Here is a 21,347-nt window from a genome sequence, read left to right on the forward strand (position 1 = left end):
GGCGGAGGCGCGGGGGATCGAGCCGGTGCCGACCCGGGAGGCGGAGTGGGCCGGGGTGGGGCGGGCGCTGGGGCGGGGCGGGAACATGCTGCGGGGTGCGATCTACCACACGGGGTTTCCGCGGCGGGATCTGCAGGTGATCTCCGACGGGGTTCTCGTGGAACCGGGGCTGGCGCTCGGGGCGCATGTGTCGTTCGTCCGGTACGCCGACGGCAGTGCGATGGCGATGGGCGATGTCGTGGTCACCGAGGACGAGATGCAGCGGGCGATCGATGCATGGCAGGCGCACGGGATCGCGCTGACCGCGCTCCACAAGCATCTGCTCGCCCAGCACCCGGACATCTGGTGGGCCCATGTGCACGGGCACGGGCGGGACGCGGAGGCGCTCGCCCGCGGGCTGCGCGCCGGGTTCGACCGGACCGGCACCCCGCCCCCGGGGTCGCCGGGTCCTTCGCTCCCCATGGACCTGGACATCGCGGGGATCGAGGCGGCGCTGGGCACCCGGGGGACCGTCGAGGAAGGGGTGTTCAAGTGCCTGTTCGTCCGCCGGGAGACGGTGCGCAGCGGACCGCTGGTGCTGCCCGCCGGTCTCGGGTCGACCTGCGCGTTCATCTTCCAGCCGGTGGGCGGCGGCCGGGCGGCGCTCGCCGGTGACTTCGCCATGACGGCGGACGAGGTCCAAGACGTCCTGGCGGCGCTGCGGCGCGGCGGGATCCGCCTTGTCGAGCTGCACAACCATCACCTGGACGAGTCGCCCCGGCTGTTCTTCAGCCACTTCTGGGCCGTCGCGGACGCCGTCACGCTCGCCCGGGCCCTGCGCCGCGCGGTGGACGCCGCCCGGGTGGAGGCCCCCGTGGGGGAGGTCCCGGCCGGTTGAGGGGCGATCCCGCCGCGGGCCCGTGTGGCACGCGACCTCCGGGCCCGGCGGTCGGGGCGGTGGGCGTGCCGGGGGCCGGGCGGTACGCGATACATGGAGCAATCGGATCAATCGCCCGGATGCGGCGCGTGTGCCGACAGGTGATCGGGTACCTAGGTCCTGTCGTCCACGCCGGGACCGGTCCACGGGGTGCGGCAGACGGGGTGCGGTACGCCCGTGCGCGGTGCGGTCGTCGGTCGTCGGCGCGCCGTGCCGCCCGGCCCGCCGCGCCCCGTGGTCGCCGACCGGAAGCCGTGGAGCCGCCCGACGGGTGAACGACGCCACGCAGACGGCCTCCCGAGGGGGTGTCCGTCCCCTTCGGCCCGCCTCATCCGTCCGATCCCGTACCTGGAGCTTCGTATGGACCCCGTGCCCCCCACGCGGAACTGCCCCTTCGACTATGCCGAGGCCCTCGAATTCGACCCGCAGCTCAGAGAGCTGCAGAAGGAGGGGCCCGTCTCCCGTATCCAGCTGCCCTACGGGGAGGGGGAGGCGTGGCTGGTCACCGGCTACGACGACGTGCGTACCGTCACCACCGACCGGCGGTTCAGCCGCCGGGCGGTGGTCGGCCGGGACTTCCCGCGGATGACGCCGGAGCCCATCGTCCAGGACGAGGCCATCAACGTGATGGACCCGCCCGGGAGCAGTCGGCTGCGCAGCCTGATCTCGAAGGGGTTCGCCCCGCGGCACATGGAGCGGATGCGGGTCCGTACGCAGCATGTCGTCGACGGGCTGCTGGACCGGATGGAGGCGCACGGCGCGCCCGCCGACCTCTTCGAGCATCTCGCGGCGCCGCTGCCGCTGACCACCATCTGCGAGGTTCTCGACATCCCCGAGGGGGACCGCGCGCAGCTGCGCAAGCACGCCCGGACGATGATGAACGTCACCGTCGAGAACAAGGAAGCGGCCATCCGCTCCAAGGCGGAGCTGCGGGCCTATTTCGCGCGGCTGACCGCGGAGCGCCGGGCGGACCCGGGCGACGACCTGATCAGCGTGCTGGCCACCGCCCGCGACGGCGATGAGCTGCTCAACGACGATGAGCTGACCGTGATGGCGATGGTCCTGCTCATCACGGGCCAGGACACCACCACCTATCAGCTCGGGAACATCTCCTACGCCCTGCTGACGCGGCCCGACGAGCTGGCGATGCTCCGGGACAACCCGGAGAAGTTCCCGCAGGCGCTGGAGGAGCTGCTGCGCTTCATCCCCTTCCGCAAGGGCGTCGGCATCCCCCGCGTCGCCGTCGAGGACGTGGAGCTGAGCGGGGTGCGGATCCGTAAGGGCGACATCGTGCACGTCTCGTACCTGACGGCCAACCGGGACGGGCGGAAGTTCGACCGGCCGGACGAACTGGACCTGGAGCGCAACGGGCCGTCCCACATGACGTTCGGCTGGGGCGGACACCACTGCCTCGGCGCGCCGCTCGCCGCCACCGAGCTGGAGGTGGCGCTCGGCACGCTCATGCGGCGCTTCCCGGCGCTGAAGCTGGCGGTGCCCGCCGAGGACGTGGAGTGGAACAAGAACTCCATCTGGCGCTATCCGCTGACCCTGCCCGTCACCTGGTGAGCGGGGCGTGAGCGGCGGCCCGCCGGGACGGTGGGCCGCACCACCCGTCCGCGGTGGCTCCCCTGCCCGGGGCCGGACGGGAGCCGCCGCACCGGGCCCGGCACCGGCGGGCGCGCCCCGGCGCTCCGCCGCCGGGCCGGGATCCGAAGGGCAGACATACGCCGTGGGGTGCGGCCGGGCGGCATGATGCCCGGCCGCACCGCTGCGCGCACCCCGGGTGCCGCCGAACGGGAACCGGCCCCGGAACGCTGCCCCGCCGCGTCGCTCCCGCACCCGGCGCAGCAGCCCTCCGCCCCTCCTCCCGGGCGCCCCGGGTGATGCGTCAGACCCCGCCGCACGGCAACCCGGACCGCCGTCCGCCCGCGCCGCACGGGCCCCGTCGGCCGACATGCGGGCGTCACCTGGCTGCCGTAACGTAATGCCGAGGGCCAACCACGGTGTGGCGCACCACCATCTGCCCATACGGCGAGAATGCGGTCTTTCGGCGGTCGGCCCGCCCGCGCCCTTTCCGGGGACGCACGGCGCGGCGCCGCGCAACGCCAGCGGCCCGCCGAGCGCCCTGCCGCGCATACGCTGCCGCAGCGTCGGCCATCGGCCGGCGAACACCCCGCGTTTCCCCGCTGGGCTCAGCCGTGTGGAGCACCGTCCGCTAGGAGGAGATCCATGGCGGTTCTCTGCAAACCGGCCATCGCAGTACCCGAGCATGTCATCACCAATGAGGAAACACTGGAACTCGCGGAACGGTTGCATGCCGACCATCCGCAACTCGGCCTGGTCCTCCGGCTGATCGAGCACACCGGAGTACGCAAGCGGCACCTCATCCAGCCGATCGAGGAGACGCTCCGCCACCCGGGCATGGACGCCCGCAGCATCGTGTACGAGGAGCAGACCAAGGAACGGGTGCCCGCCGTGGTGCGGCGCGCGCTCGACGACGCCGAACTGGAGCCGCAGCAGATCGACTTGATCATCTACGTCTCCTGCACCGGCTTCATGATGCCGCCGGCCACCTCCTGGCTGATCAACGCCATGGGGTTCCGGCCGGAGACGCGGCAGCTGCCGATCGCCCAACTCGGGTGCGCCGCGGGCGGAGCGGCCGTCAACCGGGCCCACGACTTCTGTACGGCCTACCCCGACGCCAACGTCCTCATCGTCGCCTGCGAGTTCTGCTCGCTCTGCTACCAGCCCACCGACCTGGGCGTCGGATCGCTGCTGTCCAACGGGCTGTTCGGCGACGGCATCGCCGCGGCCGTCCTGCGGGGCGAGGGCGGCACCGGCATCCGCCTGGAGCGCAACAGCTCGTACATCATCCCCCACACCGAGGCGTGGATCTCGTACGCGGTCAAGTCCACCGGGTTCCACTTCCAGCTGGACAAGCGGGTGCCGGGCACGATGGAGCCGCTCGCCCCGGCGCTCTGCGACGCCGCCGAGGGGAACGACTGGAACGCCGGGAAGATGGACTTCTACATCATCCACGCCGGTGGTCCCCGGATCCTCGACGACCTCAGCTACTTCCTCGACGTGCCGCCCGGGGCGTTCCGCTTCAGCCGGGCGACGCTCACCGAGTACGGCAACATCGCCAGCGCCGTGGTGCTGGACGCGATGGCCCGGCTCTTCGACGAGGGGTCCGCCCTCGACGGGGACCGCGGGCTGATGGCCGGGTTCGGGCCCGGCATCACCGCCGAGATCTCCCTCGGCACCTGGGTCGCGGAGTCCGACACGGCGTGAGGAACCGGTCGTTCGCGGGCGGGTCCGTCCCGGTGGCCCGCGGGCGGTGCGCCGCTGCCGTCGTACCGTCCCGCCCGGCTCCCGGCGGGCCCGTGTCGCGCCTGCCGTCCCCCGGTGACGCGTGCTTCAGTGAGCGCCATGGCGGAAGCAGGGACCGTGGGACGTCCGGGCGGCGCGCGCCCCGGCGCGGAGCAGGCGGGCGCGCTCGACCGTAAGGGAGGGCCTGGGCACACCGTCCTGATGGCGCTCGCCCTCGCCGTCCCGGTCGTCAAGGTCGCGTACACGGTCGGCGGCGGCGACGCGGTCCGCGAGGTGCTCGTCGGCATGGAGCCCGCCAACTGGCCCGATGTGTGGATCGGGATGCTGCTCACCGACCCGCTGCTCGCCTCCGTGCTCGGCGTCGTCCTCTCCCGGGTGGTGTTCGCGCTCTTCGCGGCGCGGGGCGCGGTGCCCGTGGGCGGCGGTCCGGCGGGTGCCGCGCGGCGGGTGGCGCTGACCGTCGTCAACCCGGCGGCGGTGGGGGCCATCGTCGCCTGCCTCTTCGGCCCCTGGTGGGGGCTGGGCACCGGCGTCGTCGCGTATCTGCTGCGCAAGGGCGTGGTGGTGGAGTACCACGCCGGACGGCGCCACCGGCACGCCCGGGCGGGCGGCGACGGCGCGGCGGCACCGCCCGGTGACGCCAACGGCCCGGGCGGCGCGGCGGGTTACCGGCCGTCCCGGGGGCTGCGCCGCGCCGCCGCCGTCGAGCAGGGGGTGGCGCTGGCCCTGACCGTGCTGGTGCTGCCGGTGCTGGCGTTCGTCTCCGCACTCGACGGGCGGTCGTGGACGCCGCTCGTACGGTGTCAGGTCACCAACGGCACCGTCACCGCAAGCAGCCGCCTGATCGAACTGAGCCGCAAGGGCAGCGGCGTCGTCGGCTGGAACCTGGACTCCGCCCAGATCTCCAACGGCCTGGGCTGCACCCGCGTGGAGAGCCTGTACGTGCGCGAGCCGTGGTGGCGCCGGTGAGACGCCGCCCCGGGATGGACGGTCCTCGGCGGCGGTCCGCTCCTGTGCGGCCGGTGGCGCTCCCCGGGCACCCATGTTTCCCGCGCATCCGTCATGCCGAACGGTAATTTACGCTCCCCTTTTACGCTCGGTAGGGTGATGCGGGAAGCGGGTTCCGGAATACGGGAAGGGGCGGGATTCTTCCTTCCGGGTTCTGTATTTCCGGGTGTTCCGGGTGTTCCCGGGTTTTGGCGGGGCTTCCCGGGCATTCCCCGTTCCCGTGAAAGCGGGTGCGGGGAAGGCGGGTCCGCTCTTTTTCCCGCCCTTCCGTGCGGGATTTCCGCACCCGTAATTCCTGTTCTTCCCCGTGATGTCTCCGGCAGCCGACCGCCGGGATCCGTACCCCTCCTCACCAGGCCGGGAGAGTGGCGTGAGCCGGACGACAGCAGTGCCCGCGCAGGACGATGCCGAGGCTTCCCGGCCCGCCGGGATGGGGACGGCGGCGGGGGTGGCGCTCATCACCGTGCTCACCTCGATGCCGTTGTTCCTCGTCGGCGCCACCAGTACGTTGATCAATCGGGAACGCGGCTGGGACGCGGGCGATACCGGGCTGTTGCTCGCCGCCTACTGGTTCGCCTCGCTGCTCGGCGCCTTTCTCAGCCGCAAGGTCGAGGTGCCGGTGTCGGCGGAGACCACGGTGGGTGTGGCGAGTTGTGCGACGGCGGTGGGGCTGGCGCTCGGTGCCTGGGCGGGCGGCGCCGGGCTGGTGGCCGGGACGGCGGTCGGCGGTCTGGTCTACGGCTACAGCCAGCCGCACACCAACTCCCTGCTGATGCGGCACTGCGCGCGGCGCGTCCAGGGCTTCGCGTTCGGGCTGAAGCAGGCGGCCGTGCCCATGGCGACCCTGCTGGGCAGTGTCGCGGTCCCGGCGCTGGCCGTCCCGTACGGCTGGCGCGCCGTGTTCGTGTCCGCCGCCGTGGTCTGCGCGCTCTACGGCGTCCTCGGTCTGTGCGTGCGGCGCGGCGGGCACGCCGCCGCCCCGGCACGTGCCGCCGCGCCGCCGCTGAGGATCAACGCCCAACTGCTGGGGCTGGCGGGGGCCGGGCTGTGCGGCGCCATGGTCGGGAACTCTCTGGGAGGGTTCCTGATCGCTTCGGGCACCCATGGCGGTCTGACGCTCTCGACGGCCGGGTTCCTGGCCGCCGCCGGTTCCGTCGTGAACATCGCCGTCCGGCTCGCCGCGGGTGTCGTGGTGGACCGGGGGCGCTACGCCCCGCGCACCCTGCTCTGGCAGCTGTACGCCGTCGGCGCGCTCGGCACATCGCTGCTCGCCCTGAACGGCGGCGCCGCCGTCACCGTCGCCGGGGCGCTGCTCGCCTTCGGCGGCGGCTGGGGCTGGGCCGGGCTGCTGCACTACGTCGCGGGCGTCTCCTTCCCCGCCGCGGCGGCGCGGGCCACCGCCGTGACGCAGATGGGCGTCTCGCTGGGCGGGGCCTGCGGGCCGATGCTCTTCGGCCGGCTCGTCACCCACGCGGGGTTCGGCCCGGCGTGGCTGGTGCTCACCGCCGTGGGTGTGGTGGCCGCACTGCTCGTCCTCACCCTCGGACGCCGTGCGGCCCGCCCCGCCGACGGGGCGGACGGGACAACGGAGCGCGAATTTAAGTCAGTTGCTTGACTGGAGTGGCGTCGATCGGGTTGCCTGACCGGGCACGGGAGCAGGGCGTGGTCGGTCGGGAGGGGGCGGAATGCGTGGAGCGGCGCGGGCCGGTCAGGCGGAGGTGACCCGGGCGCGGATCCTGCGCGCGGCGGAGCGGCTCTTCGCCGAGCAGGGGGTCTATGCGGTCTCCAACCGGCAGGTCAGCGAGGCCGCCGGACAGGGCAACAACGCCGCGGTCGGCTACCACTTCGGCACCAAGACCGATCTGGTGCGCGCCCTCGCCCGGGAGCATCTGGGCCGGATCGAGGAGGACCGGGCGCGCCGGGTGGACGCGCTGGACGCCACCGCGGACATCGCCGCCTGGGTCGGCTGCCTGGTGCGGCCCACCACGGCGCATCTGGCGTCCCTGGGCAGCCCCACCTGGTTCGCGCGGTGCTGCGCCCAGGTGATGACCGACCCGGCGCTCCAGGACGTCTTCGCCGAGGAGTCCCTCGGGTCACCGGCGCTGGTACGGACCCTGGAGGGGCTCAACCGCTGCCTGCCCGACCTGCCGCCCGAGGTCCATGTGGAACGGGGCGCGATGGCGCGGCAGTTGATCGTGCACACCTGCGCCGAACGGGAACGCGCCCTCGCCGACCACACCGCCACCGCGCGCAGCAGCTGGCACACCACGGCCACCGGGCTGATCGACGCCATCGTCGGCCTGTGGACCGCCCCCGTGACACCGAGCGGCTGACGCCCCGGGGCGCTTTGGTGGCGGCGTCCCCGGGGTGCACCCCCGCGCGGTCTCTCCCCGGGGGGCGGCCCGCCGGGCGACTGCCCCAACTGCCCGCTCCCCGAGGGGCGTCGGCCCGAGGGCCGTCCCCGGGGCGGCCGGTCCGCCCGCCCTCCGCGCCCCCGTACACCCGACGCCCCACCACGCACCGCCGATACGTACCGCACCGGAGCCGACCCTCGGACCGTCCGGGCGGGCAGACGAGGAGCGAGACATGACCGGTACCGCAGCCCCGCACGACACGACCCCGGGTGAGGTCCCCGCGTTCCCGATGGACCGGGCGGCCGGATGCCCCTTCGACCCGCCGCCCGGGCTGCGGGAGGCACAGCGGCAGGGGCCGCTCACCCGGGTCCGGCTGTGGGACGGCAGCACGCCCTGGCTGGTCACCCGCCACGCCGACCAGCGCGCCCTGCTGGCCGACCCCCGGGTCAGCGCGGACATCATGCGGCCCGGCTACCCCTCCTCCGCGCCCGTCAACGGCAGCGCGCGGATGAGCTTCATCCTGATGGACGACCCCGAGCACAACCGGCTGCGGCGGATGGTGACGGCACCGTTCACGGTCCGCCGGATGGAGGCGATGCGGCCCACCATCCAGCGGATCGTGGACACCTTCCTCGACGAACTCCTCGCCGGGCCCGCCCCCGCCGACCTCGTCGCCCGCTTCGCACTGCCGGTGCCGTCGCTGGTCATCTGCGAACTCCTCGGGGTGCCCTACGCCGACCACGACTTCTTCCAGGAGAACAGCCGGGTCCTCATCAGCCGCACCGTCGAACCGGAGGAGCGGACCGCCGCCCACGCCCACCTGACCGGCTACCTCGACGGGCTGCTCGCCCGGAAGACCGCGGGCCCCGCCGATCTGCTGTCCGGACTGGTCGGACGGGTCGAGGCGGGGGAGCTGACCCGGGAACAGGCCGCCGAGACAGGCGTGCTGTTGCTGCTCGCCGGGCACGAGACCACCGCCAACATGATCGCGCTGGGCACCCTCGCCCTGCTGGAGAACCCCGAACAGCTCGCCCTGGTGCGCGACACCGACGACCCGAAGGTCGTCGCCGCCGCCGTGGAGGAGCTGCTGCGGTACCTCACCATCACCCACAGCGGGCGCCGCCGCGCCGTCCTGGAGGACATCGAGATCGCCGGGCAGACCCTCCGGGCGGGCGAGGGCGTCGTCCTCGCCAACGACCTCGCCAACCGCGACCCGGACGTCTTCCCCGAGCCCGACCGGCTCGACCTCGCCCGCGACTCCCGCCGCCACCTCGCCTTCGGCTTCGGTGTGCACCAGTGCCTCGGCCAGACCCTGGCCCGTATCGAGCTACAGGTCGTCCACAGCACCCTGCACCGGCGCATCCCCACCCTGCGGCTGGCCGCCGACCGCGACGACCTCGCGTTCAAGCACGACGGATCGGTGTACGGGGTGCACGCATTGCCCGTCACCTGGTGAGGCGGGCGGCCCCGGGGCGGCACCCTGGGGCCGCGCTCCGGCGCCGGTCGGCCGCAGCTCCGTCGGTGTCAGCGCGTCGACGGCCGCGGGGCTCAGCCGTGCCTCGTCGAGCCGGGACAGCGGATGCCGGGCCACCTCCGCGGTGCTGCCGCCGGTCTCCTCGTCCACCTCCCGTACCAGTGCCTCGGTCGGCTGCTCACCCGGGGCGATGCCGCCGCCCGGCAGGTGCCAGAGCCCGGGCGCGAAGACCGGCGAGGCGGCCGAGAGCCGGGTGAGCAGCAGTTTCCCGTCGTCGACGAGCACGGCGTACGCCGAGACACGGGTGCGAGGGACGGTCTCCGATACGGCCTCCGGAGGTAGGGGAGCGACCTGCGGGGCCGCGTGGGACGGGGCGTGCGGGGGAGCGGCGGGCGCCGGGCGGGCGAGCGGCACCGGAGGGGCGCACGCCCGCCCGGCCGCGCCCCCTCCGCCGAACCGCCCGCCGCCCCGCGTCACCGGCACCCTCACACGGGCTCCGGCCTCTCCGACAGGGCCCGGACCTCCTCCGCCGTGGTCTCCTCCAGGGTCTCGCCGACGAAGAGCCAACGGGTGATGCCGAGGGACTCCAGGAACGGCAGATCGTGCCCGGCGATCACCAACGCGCCCCGGTAGGACGCGAGCGCCGCGGTGAGCTGCCGCACCCCGGACAGATCCAGGTTGTTGGTCGGCTCGTCCAGCATCAGCAGCTGCGGGGCGGGCGCGGCGAGCATCGTCGCGGCGAGCGCGGCCCGGAACCGCTCCCCGCCGGACAACGTGCCCACCAGCGCCTCCGCCCGGGCCCCCTTGAACAGGAACCGCGCCAGCTGCGACCGCAGCGCGTTGTCGGTGACCCCGGGCGCCGTACGGGCCGCGTTCCGCGCCACGCTCAGGTCGTCGTCCAGGATGTCCAGGCGCTGCGGCAGGAAGCGCAGCGGGACGAACGTCCGCGCCTCACCGGACAGCGGCTCCAACTGCCCGGCCAGGGTGCGCAGCAGCGTCGTCTTCCCCGCGCCGTTCCGGCCGATCAGCGCGATGCGCTCCGGGCCGCGCACCTCCAGATCGCCCTCCCGCAGCAGGCCGTGGCGCGGGCGCAGCGCCGTCAGCCGCAGCACGGTGCGGCCCGCGGGCACCGCCGTGTGCGGCAGGTCCACCCGGATCTCGGCGTCGTCCCGGATCGCGTCCGCGGCCTCCTCGCGCCGCTCCCGCGCCTCCTGGAGACGGTCCTCGTGGATACCGCGGACCCGGTCGGCGGACTCCTGGGCGGAGCGCTTGCGCTCCCCGGCGACGATGCGCGGGGCGCGCCGCTGGGCGTCCAGCTTGGCGCTCTGCCGACGGCGCCGGGCCGCCTTGACGCGGCTCTCCTCCAGCTCCCGCTGCTGCCGCCGGACGTCCGCCTCGGCGGTGCGCAACGTCCGGGCCGCCGCGTCCTGTTGGGCGTCGACGGCCTCCCGGTAGGCGGACCAGCCGCCGCCGTACCAGGTCACGGCGGTGGAGCGGAGTTCGGCGATGCGATCCACCCGCTCCAGCAGCTCCCGGTCGTGGCTGACCACGATCAGCGCGCCGGAGCGCCAGGAGGCGACGGCCTCGTGGAGCCGCCGCCGCGCGAACACGTCGAGGTTGTTGGTCGGCTCGTCCAGGAGCAGTACGTCGGGGCGGTCCAGCAGCAGCGCGGCCAGCCGCAGCAGGACGGTCTCACCGCCGGACATCTCGCCGACCGTACGGTCGAGATCGAGCGAGCCGAGGCCCAGGGAGCCCAGCGTCGCCAGGGCGCGTTCCTCGATGTCCCAGTCGTCGCCGAGCGTGCCGAAGTGCGCCTCGTCGGTGTCGCCGGACTCGATGGCGCGCAGCGCGGCGCGCCGGTCGGCGATACCGAGGGCGGCCTCGACCCGCAGACCGGTGTCGAGGGTGAGGTTCTGCGGGAGGTAGCCGAGGGTGCCGGTGACGCTCACCGCGCCCTCGGCGGGGCGCAGTTGACCGGCCAGCAGCCGCAGCAGCGTGGACTTCCCGGTGCCGTTGTCGCCGACGAGACCGGTACGGCCCCGGCCGACGACGAAGGAGAGCCGGTCGAGGACGGTACGGCCGTCGGGCCAGCGGAACGTCACTCCGGAGCAGGTCACGGAGGCTTGCGGGGCGGGGGGTCGGGACATGGGTTTCTCGCAGTCTGCACGCAGGAACGGGGGCGTCGTAGGCGAGCACCACGCGGCGACCGGCCGGGGAGGGAGAGGTGCGGTCCTGGCAAGGGAGGACGGTTCATGCACCGAGGTCGCATCCGCGCGAGGTCACGGGCGGCAGAGTGCCGACACGGCGTGACAGGCGTACGGCAGGGCCGTACCGCGCGATGGTCGCAGACCTCAGATGCGCAACGTCCACCTCTATCGGAGACAACAGGACCCGTGAACGGTACCCCGGCGCCGGGCGGGCCGCATCCGAATTGATCGGCGGGGCGGGCGGCATTGATCGGCGGGGCGGGCGGCGCGTCCGCCCGGCCCTGTCGCCGTTGTCCACAGCCTCCGCGCGTTGTCGGACCCCCGTGCCACGATGCGGGCATGAGCACTTCCGAACGCGTCACCCCGCCGATGGACGCCGACGAGCGGACGTCCCTGGCCAGCTGGCTCGACTTCTACCGCGCCACCCTCGCCGACAAGTGCGCGGGGCTCGACGAGGAGCAGCTGCGCACCGCCTCCGCGCCGCCCTCGCCGCTCACCCTCGTTGGTCTCGTCCGGCATCTCGCGGAGGTCGAGCGGCACTGGTTCCGCCGCGTCCTCGCCGGGGAGGACGTCCCCGATCTGTTCCCCGGGGACGCCGGTGCCGACGGTATGAGCGGCGGCTTCGGCGGCGCCGGGAAGGCGTCGTACGAGGACGCGGTCGCACGGTGGCGGGCCGAGGTGGAGCACGCCCGGGCCCTCTGCGCCACCCGCTCCCCGGACGACACCGGCACCCTCGGTGAGGCCCGCCCCACCCTCCGCTGGATACAGACCCACCTGATCGCAGAGTACGCCCGCCACTGCGGCCACGCCGACCTCATCCGCGAGCGCATCGACGGCCGGACGGGCGTCTGACCGGCGCCCGGCACGGCGTCGCCACGGTGCCCGGGCGGGCGGCCGTCCGGTGCGCCCCCGGAGACCGGAGGCGCACCGGGACCGCCGCCCCGGGGGCCGTGGCACCCCGGGGCGGCCCGGTCAGTCGCGGGGTGCGATCACGCGACCGTTCTCCCGGACGGTGATGGCCATCGCCGGGCACATGTCCGCGGCGTCCAGGACCAGCTCGTCGTCCCCCTCGATCTCGTCGTGCACCGGCCGGGAGCGGGGCCCGTCGAGGACGAAGAGGTCGGGGGCGGTTCCGGCGCAGATGCCGGAGCCGATGCAGCGCAGCGGATCCACCTCCACCTGGCGGCTCACCGGCTCACCACCCCACCGGCAGCACGCGTGGCCCGCGCACCAGCATCTCGGTCTTCCACTGCACATCGCCCGCGACATGCAGCCCCGGGAAGCGGGCGATCAACGCACCCAGCGCCTCCTGGAGCTCCAGCCGGGCCAGCGGCGCGCCCAGGCAGTGGTGGACGCCGTGGCCGAAACCGAGGTGCTGGTTGCCGGTCCGGGCGAAGTCCAGGGTGCCGGGGGAGGAGAAGCGGAGCGCATCGCGGTTGGCGGCGCCCACCGCGACCAGCACCGGCGTACCGGCGCGCACCAGCGTGCCGCCGACCTCGATGTCCTCGGTGGCGTACCGCGGCTGCCCCGCGCCGCTGCCCAGCGGCACGAACCGCAGCAGCTCCTCCACCGCACCGGCCATCAGCTCCGGACGCTCCCGCAGCCGGGCCAGCTCCTCGGGGTGATCGAGCAGGGTGAGAACGAAATTGGGGATCTGCGTCGCGGTCGTCTCGTGTCCGGCGACGAGGATGCCGACACAGAGATCGACCAGCTCCAGTTCGGAGAGGCGGTCCCCGGCGTCCCGCGCGTCGATGAGCGCCGTCATCAGGTCGTCCTGCGGATGCCTGCGGTGCTCGTCGATCAACTGCCCCATGTAGGCGCGGAGTTCCTCGCGGTTGGTGTCGAACTCCTCGGCCGTCAGCGAGCTGGTCGACAGCGCCGCGTCGCTCCAGGCGCGGAACTTCGGCCGGTCCTCGACGGGCACGCCCAGCATCCGGCAGATGACCGCGACGGGGATCGGCAGCGCATAGCGGTCCACCAGATCGGCGGGCGGACCGGCGTCCTCCAGCTCGTCCAGCAACTGGCCGGTCAACTCCTTGACCTGGGGCCGGAGTTTCTCCACCTGGCGGACGGTGAACGCCTTCGCCACCAGCGAGCGCAGCCGGGTGTGCTCGGGCGGGTCCATGCTGAGGATGCCGCTGTTGCGGCTGCCCTCGGACTGCCGCGGCTCGTCGCGCTCGATCCCCAGCGCGCGGCTGAAGCGCTGGTCACCGAGGACGAAGCGGGCTTCGGCGTACCGCGTCACCAGCCAGGCGGGCTCCCCGTAGGCCATCTGGACCCGCAGCAGACCGGGGCGGTCGCGGGCCTCGTCGTAGACCTCGGACAGCGACAGGTTGTCGGCGGTGTTGAAGGGATAGGAGAGGGGTGCTGTGTCAGCTGTGGTCACGGTGACCTCCCTTGTGTAAGCACCTGCTTACAAACGTTAGGGCGCCGGTCCGCGGACGGTCAACGACCGGTTACGGCCGTTATCCTGACGGGCCGTCCGGAAAGGAGCACCATGGCGAACTCCGCCGACGTACCGGCCGGTTCACCCCGGAGAAGAGACGCCCGGGCCACCCGCCGAAGACTGCTGGAGGCGGCCGCCGATCTGTTCGCCGAGCGCGGTTACGACGCCGCGACCGTGCGGGACATCGCGGACCGGGCCGGTGCCAACCAGGCGCTGCTGTTCCGGTATTTCGGCTCGAAAAGCGCCTTGCTGACGGAGGTGATGGCCCACAGCGGCCAGGAGCAGCTGCGGACCACACCGCCGGAGAAGCTGCTTGAGACAGCGCTGCGGGGCATGCTCACCCACCACGGCAAGGAGCACCACGACCGTTCCCTCGCGGTCTATCTGCGCTCCGTCGGCGGCGCCGACGACGGCTCGGAGACGGTGAAGGCGCTGGGGGAGCAGTACGTGGCGGTGCTCGCCACGCTCTCCGGCGCCGAGGACGCGGCGCTCCGCGCCGACCTCGCCATGGCGTGGCTGCTGGGCATCGGCATCATGCGCGTCGTCGTCGGCCGCGAACCCCTCGCCGGTGCCGACCCGGACGCGGTCTGCGGGCTGGTCCTGGGCCTGCTCGAACAGCTGCTGGACGGGGTGCCGGAGCCGGAGGAGCGCTGAGGCGGGTGGACACCGTACGCCGCCCGGCGGCCCGCGCCCGCGCGGCTCGCCCCTCCGGTCCCGGCGTGCGTCCACCGTCCGCGGCGGCGCGGGGCGTTCGTACGGGTGACTGTCACCGGTGCGCCCTAACCTGGAGAGGGAGCAGCGGAGTTCAGGGGGCGGGGATGGGTGACGGAGGGTCTTTCCGGGCGGAGGCGCGTGAGGGTGGCCGCGTCCATCAGGCGGGCCGGGATCTGTATCTCACCTACGCCGGTCCGGCACCGGAGCCGGACGGCACGGCGGACGCCGGGCCCCCGCCGGAGCCCGCGGACCTGACGGCCCGGTTCGCCGAGGCACCGCTGCCCGCGCACACCCTGGACCCGCAGGCGCTGGCCGCCGTGCCGCTGCCGGACCCCGGCCCCGCGCCCGCGGACGTGGCCGAGGCGGTCGCCGCGCTGGCCGTCGAGGACGTGCCCGCCGCCGTGCCGACGGCGCCGCGGGGCACGGCGCACGGCCCGGTCCGCTGTCTGCGGCCGCCCGCCGCCCGGCCCGGCGGCCCGGCCCGGCCCGCGTCCGACGCCTGGGCCGCCGCGCTCCTGGACCGCGCCCTCCTGCGCAGCGCCGACGCCGCCGAACTCCCGCTCTTCGCACCGCACGTCCGCGCCCTCCTGTGGCGCGCCGGGGCCACCCGGCCCGCACCGGTCGCGGCGGCCCGGCGGCTGCGGGACGGCTACGAGCGGTGCGGTGCGTACGAGGCGGCGCTGCCGTTCGCCGAGCGGATCGTGGCCTGCCCGGCGGGCGAGGGCCTCGCCGACGCGCTGGCCCTCGGCCGCCTCCGGGTGCGCTGCGGGGACCACGCCGAGGCCGAGACGGTGCTGCGGCCGGTGCTGGCCCGCGCGGACGCGGCGGCGTGCGCCCGCGGGCTGACGCTGGCCGGAAACACCGGGCCGTCCCTGGGCGAGCTGCTGCGGGAGAACGCCGAGGGGCCCTTCACCGGCAAGCTCTCCACCGTGGACGGCGATGTGCTGGTGCGGGCCGCCGATGTGCTGACGGTGCTCGCCGAGGCGCTGCACGGGCAGCGCCGGTACGCGGAGAGCGAGCGGCTGCTGCACTCCGCCACCGGGCTGTACTGGCGGATTCTGGGCGCCGCCCACCCGGCGCGGATCCTCACCCAACTCCACCGCGCCCGCTCGCGAGCCCGCCAGCGGCTGTGGTCCGAGGCGCTGTCCCTGCTCCACGACGCCCTGGCCTTCCGCGACGCCGAGGCGCTGGCGCGCGATCACCCCCGCGCGGCCGCGCTCATCCGCCTCACCCACGCCGGACTGGCCGACGAGGCGATACGCGGCCTGGCCGAGGACGGCCCCGGCCGCACCCGCGCCGTGGGCATGTTCCCCGCCCCCGTCGTCCGCTTCCTCGACGCCACCGTCAGCAAGCCCCCGAAGCCCACCCCCGCCGACGCCGACCGCCTCGCCACGGAGGCGGCCGCGGCCTGCGAGAGCGCGTACGGCCCCTGGCACCCGCGCACCCGCACGGCCCGGGAACTGCTGGCACGCCGGGAAGGAGCGGACGGCTAACGACGCTCCACGGTGCCCGGTCCGGCCGACGAAGGGCTGTGCCGCGGGCGGCGCGCCGTGGTCGGATACGGGATGACCTCCTTCTGGACCGGACAGCGGGTACGGCTGCGCGCCGTCGAGCCGGGCGACTGGGCCGCGTTCCGCCGCCTCGCCGCCGACGAGGAACGGTCGGGCGACGTACTCCGGCCGCCGCGCTCCGCCGAGAGCTTCCGCGTCCGGGCGCGGGAGCAGGCCACCGCGGCGGAGAGCGACTGCTTCCGGCTGATGATCGTGGCCCGGGACACGGGGGAGACGGTCGGCGCTGTCGGCACGTCGTACGCCGATCCGCACGCGGGACGGTTCGAGTACGGCATCACGCTGGAGGGCGGTCACCGGCGCAAGGGGTATGCGCGGGAGGCGGCGGTGCTGTTGCTGCGGTTCTTCTTCGCCGAGCGGCGCTACCACAAGTGCGAGGTGCGGATCTTCGCGGACAACGCGGCGTCCCTGGCGCTCCACCGGGCGCTCGGCTTCGTCGAGGAGGGCCGCCTCCGTGACCACGTCTTCCTCGCCGGACGGCACCAGGATCTCGTCGTACTGGGCCTGCTGGCCGATGAATTCGCCCGGCTGCACCCGGTGGACGTGCCCTGACCCGTGCCGTCCGGCGCCGCCGGTTTCATTCCCGCTGGTGGGCCGTCCGTGCCGCGTCCACGAAGTGTTCCAGGGACTGCCAGAAGGGGGCGTAGGCGGCGTCCAGGCGGTCGCGGCCGGTGGGGTCGCCGGAGAGTTCGGCGGTGACGCCGGTGTAGAAGGGGCCGGTCGCCTTCTGGAGGGCGAGGGCCGCGGCGGCGGCCTCGGGCGGGCCCTCCAGCTCCACGATGCGGGCGCAGCGGCGGATCCGGCCGTACTCCGCGATCTCGCGGTCGTGCAGCTCACGGAGGGTGTCGAGGCGCTCGGGGGAGTCCGGGCGGCGCAGCAGGGCGGAGGTCTCCCAGTACAGCTCGCCCATGCGGTGGGCCTGCTCGATGAGGTCGAGGTAGGCGGTGCGGCGGCTCTCACGCAGCCGCTCGGCGCGCTGCGCGCGGGCGGCGGTCTCCGCCTGGATGGTGGCGGCGCGGGCGCTGCCGCGGCCGGTCACCCAGCTCGCGAGCACCGCGGTGCCGCCGGTCACCACGGCGATGGCCAAGGTCCACAGTGTGCTGTTGTCCCCCATGGGGCGTCACGATACCGAGGCGGTGGCGCGCGCCGCGGTGCCCGTCCGCCGGGCGCCGCGCTCCGGGGTGCGAGACGATGGAAGACCCAGACCCCCGCGCATCGCCGAAGAGGCAGCCATGGAGTACCCGGAAGCCTTTGAGCTGGTGTTCCAGTCGTCCGCGGTCGCCGACGACGTGGTGGTCGTCCGGCGCACCGCGGCCGCCGGGGCGGGCGGATTCCCGGTCTACGAGGACGAGACGGGCATCGTCCGCGCCGAGATCAGCGACCGCGGTGAGGTCCGGATGATGGCCAGCGGCGGGCACCAGGAGATCGGCGTACCGCTCCTGGCCCGCGCCCTGAAACCGTTCTGACCCGGACGCCGTACGGATTGTGGCCCGCCCGGCGGGGTCCCCCGTACGGCGGCCGTGACACGGACGGGTGTCAGTCGATGACCAGCTCGCCCATGGCGCTCCAGCCGCTGGCGCCCTCGATCGCGGTGCTCACGATCTCGGGGGTGTGCCGCAGCATCGGGCGCATGGTCTCCAGACCGGCGCGGAAGTGGTCGGAGTTGACGTGGGCCTCGGCGGCGTCGTCCCGGAACGCCTCGACCAGGGTGTAGGACAGCGGGTCCTCGACGCTGCGGGACCACTCGAACCAGAGGTTGCCCGGCTCGGCGCGGGTCGCCTCGGTGAACGCGGCCACGTGCTGCGGCCACTCCTCGGCGTATTCGGGCTTCACCGGAAACTTCACAACAATAAAGATCATTCGGCGATTCTAGGTCATCTCCGGCGGGCGGGATCAGCGGGTCCGGCCCGCCGGAGCCGCGCCGACGGTCAGGCGGCCAGCGGCGGCGCGGGTGCGATCCGTGCCGTGACGCAGGGGTCGCCGGTGCGGTAGCCGAGGCGGTCGTAGAGCCGTTCGGCGGGGGCGTTGCCGCCGAGCTGCCACAGGGTGCAGACGCCGTGTCCGCGGACCGCGTACCGGGTCAGCCAGGAGGTGAGCGCGGCGCCCAGCCCCTCGCCGCGGCGGGCCGCGTCGGTGGCGACCGAGACCATCAGCGGTGCGCCGCTGTCCCGCAGCCGGCTCAGCGCCCCGCACGCCACCAGCTGTCCGGCACCGTCGCGGATCCCGGCCCAGAGGCGGACGTCGGCGGAGCCGGGGCCCGTGGAGTGGGCGGGGCTGTGTTCGGCGAGGAAGGCGCGCAGTTCGTCGTGGTGGGTGGCGTCCAGGGCGTGCACCCGGTCCTCCGCGGCGTGCGGGGGCGGCTCCTGTTCCGTCCAGCGGAAGACCCACTCGACGGCGTCGGTCACCGGGAGGTGGCGGCCGACCAGCACGTCGGAGCCGCGCGGCACGGTGAACTCCCGTACCCGGTCGGGCAGCCCGTGCGCGGCGCGCAGTACGAGTCCGGCGGCGGCGTCCGGGTCGCCGACGCTCATCACCTGCTCGCGGTCGAGCCACGCCGCGGCGCCGCTGCCGCTCCAGCTGATCCGGTCGGCCGGTCGCCGCCGCGCGACGCCGAAGCGCAGCAGAGCGGTACCGGCCTGCGACTCCAGACCCTGACCGAGCGGATCCGTGGTGCGGGGGGCGGGTGTCGTTGCCTGCATAGCTCTCTCGGGTACGTGGGGAGGCCGCGTCCCCGGGCGCGCGCGGGCGCGACCGGAGAGGGCCGGGTCTGGAAGTTAGGGGGGTCCGCCGGCGGCAGCGCCTACGCGCGCCCGGCCGAGCGGACGTCTACTGTGCACACCGACCCCGCCCCGGCGCAACTCCGCGAGATCGCATGATCGCCTCGCCTTCGCAGGGCGGGCCGCGCACCCGCCACGGAAGTACAGGCGGATGGCCCTGACAGCCATCGGACGGGGCGTGGGGCGGTCGCCTTCCGGTGGCCGTGGGCGGCGCCGGGCGCGGGCGCGCGGCCCACCGTCCCCGCCCCGCCACCGTGACCGCTTCGCAGTCCGTACGCAGTCCGTATTTCGCTTGTCGCCGAGATCGGACCGTTGGACGCTGGGGCATGCCTACTCTTCCGACCTTCGTCCTCGTCCACGGGGCGTTCGCCAACTCCTTCTCCTTCGCGCCGCTCCAGGCCGAACTGGGCCTTCTCGGGCACCGGTCCGTCGCGGTCGATCTGCCGGGGCACGGCTTCGAGGCGACCTTCCCCGCCGCGTACCAGGCGCCGCAGGACGCCGACGCGCTCGCCTCGGCGCCGGGCGGCATCAAGGACGTCACCCTCGCGGACGCCGTCGCCCGCGTCATCGCCGTCCTGGAGCGGGCGAGGCGGAACGGCCCGACCGTGCTCGTCGGCCACAGCCGCGGCGGCATCACCCTCACCGCGGTCGCCAACGCCCGGCCCGACCTCGTCGACCGCCTCGTCTACGTCTCCGGGTGGTGCCCGGTGGACCTCGACGTCGCCGGGTACTACGCCGGGCCGGAGATGGCGGACGTCGATCCGCGCGCCATGGCGACCGCGCTGGTCGGCGATCCGGCGGAACTCGGGGTGCTCCGCTGCAATTTCCGTACCGCGGATCCGGAGGCGCTCGGCGCGCTGCGGCGGACCATCGGCGCCGACCTCACCGACGACGAATTCCGCGCCTTCCTGAACACCTTCCAGCCCGACGACAATCTCGACGCCGGAACCACCGCCGACTGCGCGCACGCAGCGACCTGGGGCCGCATTCCCAAGACCTATGTGCGGCTCGCCGACGACCTCGCCATTCCGCTCGCCATGCAGGACCGGATGATCCGCGAGGGCGACGCCCGCACCCCGGACAACCCCTTCGACGTCCACACACTCCCGGGAAGTCATCTGCACTGGCTCGTCCACCCGGAGCCCGCCGCCGAAATCCTCGCGGGTCTCGCCGCGGGCTGACGTTCCACCCCGGATGACCGGCGGCGCGGGAGGAAAGGGAAGGAACCGCGCCGCCGGTCCTCCGTTTCGCGCGGCCCCCTTTCGGCTTTCCCCTCTCAAATCCCTGGATTCGTCAAGGAGTTACTCCGTAGGGAAGGGGAGAATTCCCGGGCGGTGGGTGTGGTGGACGCCGCCCGCGCATTCCGGGAATGCCGTCGATTTGCTACGACGGTATGTCGGTCTCTTGGCGTCCCCATGTCATCTCTGGTGCCGGTGAACGGGCCCGGACAAGACTGACGTTCGCACGTTTGTGCACGTCTCCCGTCCGTCTTCCCGGAAAGCTCCACGGCCCATGCAGAAATCCCGCAGACCCGGCGTCCCCGCGGCCCGCCCCAGGAGGTGGCGCGCATGCTGCGCCATGTGACGCGTAAGGCCGCGGGCTGGCTGCTGATGATCGTCGTCGCCACCAACGCCACCTATTTCCTGGCGAGTTGGTTCCTCGATCCGCGGGCCAACTTCCGGGAGCTGCGGCCGGTCCGTACCGAGGAGCAGATCGACCGGGCGCTCGCCCCCTACCACCTGGACCCGCGGGTGCCGCTGGTGCACCGGTGGTGGGAGTGGCTGACCTCCGTCGTCCGCCACTTCGACTGGGGAAGTTCCCCCACGGGCGTCGCCGTCAACGACGAGATCGGCCACCGCGCCCTGGTCAGCGCCGAACTGGTTGTCATCGCCACCGTCCTGTCCGTCCTGCTCGGCGTCGCGCTGGGCGTGTACACCGCATCGCGGCAGTACGGCTGGGCCGACCGCCTCTCCCAGGTGGTCTCCGTCCTGGTGCTGAACATCCCGACGTCCGTCGCCGCCCTCGCCGTGGTCTCCGTCGCCATCTGGCTCAACCAGCACGCCGGACTGCACTTCCTCTACGTCGCCGGGGAGAACTCCCCGAACGTCGAGGGGCTGCTCCCCACGATCGGCGACCGCCTGCTCCATCTGATCCTGCCGACCCTGACGCTGACCCTGATGGGATACGTCGGCCACCATCTGACCCAGCGGTCGCTGCTGCTCGACACGCTCCACGCCGACTACGTCCGCACCGCCCGCGCCACCGGGCTGACCCGCGCCCGGGCGATCCGGCGGCATGCGCTGCGTACCGCGCTGATCCCGACGGCGACCTCGGTGGCGTTCAGCATCCCGGCGCTCTTCACCGGCGCCGTCATCACCGAGACGATCTTCGGCTGGAACGGGATGGGCCGCTACTTCCTCCAGACCATCGCCAAGAACGATGTGCACGGCACCGTCGCCACCGCCGCCTTCGCCGCCGCCCTCACCGCGGTCGGCGCGATCCTCGCGGACATCGCCACCGTCTTCCTCGACCCGCGGGTCCGGGTGAGCTGAG

20 protein-coding genes and 1 pseudogene are annotated in these 21,347 nt (G+C 73.8%); 14 read left to right on the forward strand and 7 right to left on the reverse strand.

Features of this window, described 5'->3' with window-relative positions; genetic code table 11:
• The 7 genes from IF23_RS0129500 to IF23_RS0129530 form a co-directional block, all read left to right on the forward strand.
• The coding region (locus IF23_RS0129500) for a DUF1259 domain-containing protein (protein ID WP_037680227.1) at nucleotides 1-877 on the forward strand (877 nt) is incomplete at its 5' end.
• A 399-nt stretch (nucleotides 878-1,276) separates the two neighbouring features.
• On the forward strand, nucleotides 1,277-2,482 hold the full coding sequence (locus tag IF23_RS0129505) for a cytochrome P450 (protein ID WP_030289121.1): 1,206 nt from the start codon (nucleotides 1,277-1,279) through the stop codon (nucleotides 2,480-2,482).
• Nucleotides 2,483-3,145: 663 nt separating this feature from the next.
• Nucleotides 3,146-4,207, forward strand: coding sequence for a type III polyketide synthase (locus IF23_RS0129510; RefSeq protein ID WP_030289123.1), 1,062 nt, complete (start codon nucleotides 3,146-3,148; stop codon nucleotides 4,205-4,207).
• Between the two features lie 138 nt (nucleotides 4,208-4,345).
• Complete coding sequence (locus tag IF23_RS0129515) at nucleotides 4,346-5,215, forward strand: hypothetical protein (protein ID WP_030289125.1); 870 nt, start codon at nucleotides 4,346-4,348, stop codon at nucleotides 5,213-5,215.
• Between the two features lie 409 nt (nucleotides 5,216-5,624).
• Nucleotides 5,625-6,869, forward strand: coding sequence for an MFS transporter (locus IF23_RS0129520; protein WP_157848106.1), 1,245 nt, complete (start codon nucleotides 5,625-5,627; stop codon nucleotides 6,867-6,869).
• 70 nt (nucleotides 6,870-6,939) lie between these two features.
• Complete coding sequence (locus tag IF23_RS0129525; protein ID WP_030289134.1) at nucleotides 6,940-7,587, forward strand: TetR/AcrR family transcriptional regulator; 648 nt, start codon at nucleotides 6,940-6,942, stop codon at nucleotides 7,585-7,587.
• A gap of 253 nt (nucleotides 7,588-7,840) precedes the next feature.
• A complete protein-coding gene (locus IF23_RS0129530; RefSeq protein WP_030289136.1) occupies nucleotides 7,841-9,064 on the forward strand; it encodes a cytochrome P450 in 1,224 nt (407 codons plus the stop codon).
• A gap of 153 nt (nucleotides 9,065-9,217) precedes the next feature.
• On the opposite strand, the pseudogene IF23_RS35495 reads toward IF23_RS0129530, so the two are convergent.
• Both IF23_RS35495 and IF23_RS0129540 read right to left on the reverse strand, forming a co-directional pair.
• Nucleotides 9,218-9,571 (reverse strand): annotated as a pseudogene (locus IF23_RS35495) (NUDIX domain-containing protein); the annotation flags it as partial.
• On the reverse strand, nucleotides 9,568-11,229 hold the full coding sequence (locus IF23_RS0129540) for an ABC-F family ATP-binding cassette domain-containing protein (protein WP_030289140.1): 1,662 nt from the start codon (nucleotides 11,227-11,229) through the stop codon (nucleotides 9,568-9,570). The pseudogene IF23_RS35495 and the gene IF23_RS0129540, both read right to left, overlap by 4 nt.
• Before the next feature lie 399 nt (nucleotides 11,230-11,628).
• On the opposite strand from IF23_RS0129540, the gene IF23_RS0129545 reads away from it, so the two are divergent.
• Nucleotides 11,629-12,141, forward strand: coding sequence for a DinB family protein (locus IF23_RS0129545; RefSeq protein ID WP_030289142.1), 513 nt, complete (start codon nucleotides 11,629-11,631; stop codon nucleotides 12,139-12,141).
• Nucleotides 12,142-12,261: 120 nt separating this feature from the next.
• On the opposite strand, the gene IF23_RS0129550 is transcribed toward IF23_RS0129545, so the two are convergent.
• Both IF23_RS0129550 and IF23_RS0129555 read right to left on the reverse strand, forming a co-directional pair.
• Nucleotides 12,262-12,480, reverse strand: coding sequence for a ferredoxin (locus tag IF23_RS0129550; RefSeq protein ID WP_030289144.1), 219 nt, complete (start codon nucleotides 12,478-12,480; stop codon nucleotides 12,262-12,264).
• 4 nt (nucleotides 12,481-12,484) lie between these two features.
• The gene (locus IF23_RS0129555) at nucleotides 12,485-13,675 is read right to left on the reverse strand and encodes a cytochrome P450 (protein ID WP_030289146.1); all 1,191 of its coding nucleotides are present in this window, start codon (nucleotides 13,673-13,675) and stop codon (nucleotides 12,485-12,487) included.
• Between the two features lie 111 nt (nucleotides 13,676-13,786).
• Between IF23_RS0129555 and IF23_RS0129560 the strand changes: the two genes are divergently transcribed.
• The 3 genes from IF23_RS0129560 to IF23_RS0129570 all read left to right on the forward strand — a co-directional run bounded on the left by IF23_RS0129560 (nucleotide 13,787) and on the right by IF23_RS0129570 (nucleotide 16,569).
• Complete coding sequence (locus IF23_RS0129560) at nucleotides 13,787-14,389, forward strand: TetR/AcrR family transcriptional regulator (RefSeq protein ID WP_030289150.1); 603 nt, start codon at nucleotides 13,787-13,789, stop codon at nucleotides 14,387-14,389.
• A 164-nt stretch (nucleotides 14,390-14,553) separates the two neighbouring features.
• Entirely contained in the window at nucleotides 14,554-15,942 is a 1,389-nt protein-coding gene (locus IF23_RS0129565; protein ID WP_030289151.1) for a tetratricopeptide repeat protein, read from the forward strand.
• Between the two features lie 72 nt (nucleotides 15,943-16,014).
• A complete protein-coding gene (locus IF23_RS0129570) occupies nucleotides 16,015-16,569 on the forward strand; it encodes a GNAT family N-acetyltransferase (RefSeq protein WP_030289153.1) in 555 nt (184 codons plus the stop codon).
• Between the two features lie 25 nt (nucleotides 16,570-16,594).
• Here the strand turns inward: IF23_RS0129570 and IF23_RS0129575 are convergent, their stop codons facing one another.
• Complete coding sequence (locus tag IF23_RS0129575) at nucleotides 16,595-17,131, reverse strand: hypothetical protein (protein ID WP_030289155.1); 537 nt, start codon at nucleotides 17,129-17,131, stop codon at nucleotides 16,595-16,597.
• Nucleotides 17,132-17,249: 118 nt separating this feature from the next.
• On the opposite strand from IF23_RS0129575, the gene IF23_RS0129580 reads away from it, so the two are divergent.
• Entirely contained in the window at nucleotides 17,250-17,483 is a 234-nt protein-coding gene (locus tag IF23_RS0129580) for a DUF6296 family protein (protein WP_030289157.1), read from the forward strand.
• 70 nt (nucleotides 17,484-17,553) lie between these two features.
• On the opposite strand, the gene IF23_RS0129585 is transcribed toward IF23_RS0129580, so the two are convergent.
• Together IF23_RS0129585 and IF23_RS0129590 are read right to left on the reverse strand one after the other, a co-directional pair.
• Nucleotides 17,554-17,877 carry a putative quinol monooxygenase gene (locus IF23_RS0129585; protein ID WP_030289159.1) on the reverse strand — a complete coding sequence of 108 codons (324 nt, stop codon included), beginning with the start codon at nucleotides 17,875-17,877 and terminating at the stop codon, nucleotides 17,554-17,556.
• Nucleotides 17,878-17,945: 68 nt separating this feature from the next.
• Entirely contained in the window at nucleotides 17,946-18,716 is a 771-nt protein-coding gene (locus tag IF23_RS0129590) for a GNAT family N-acetyltransferase (RefSeq protein ID WP_030289161.1), read from the reverse strand.
• Between the two features lie 404 nt (nucleotides 18,717-19,120).
• Between IF23_RS0129590 and IF23_RS0129595 the strand changes: the two genes are divergently transcribed.
• On the forward strand, nucleotides 19,121-19,975 hold the full coding sequence (locus tag IF23_RS0129595; protein ID WP_030289163.1) for an alpha/beta fold hydrolase: 855 nt from the start codon (nucleotides 19,121-19,123) through the stop codon (nucleotides 19,973-19,975).
• A gap of 387 nt (nucleotides 19,976-20,362) precedes the next feature.
• A complete protein-coding gene (locus IF23_RS0129600; RefSeq protein WP_030289165.1) occupies nucleotides 20,363-21,346 on the forward strand; it encodes an ABC transporter permease in 984 nt (327 codons plus the stop codon).
• Nucleotide 21,347: the final 1 nt, after the last annotated feature.

This window comes from Streptomyces catenulae (assembly GCF_000718015.1).
Lineage (GTDB): Bacteria > Actinomycetota > Actinomycetes > Streptomycetales > Streptomycetaceae > Streptomyces > Streptomyces catenulae.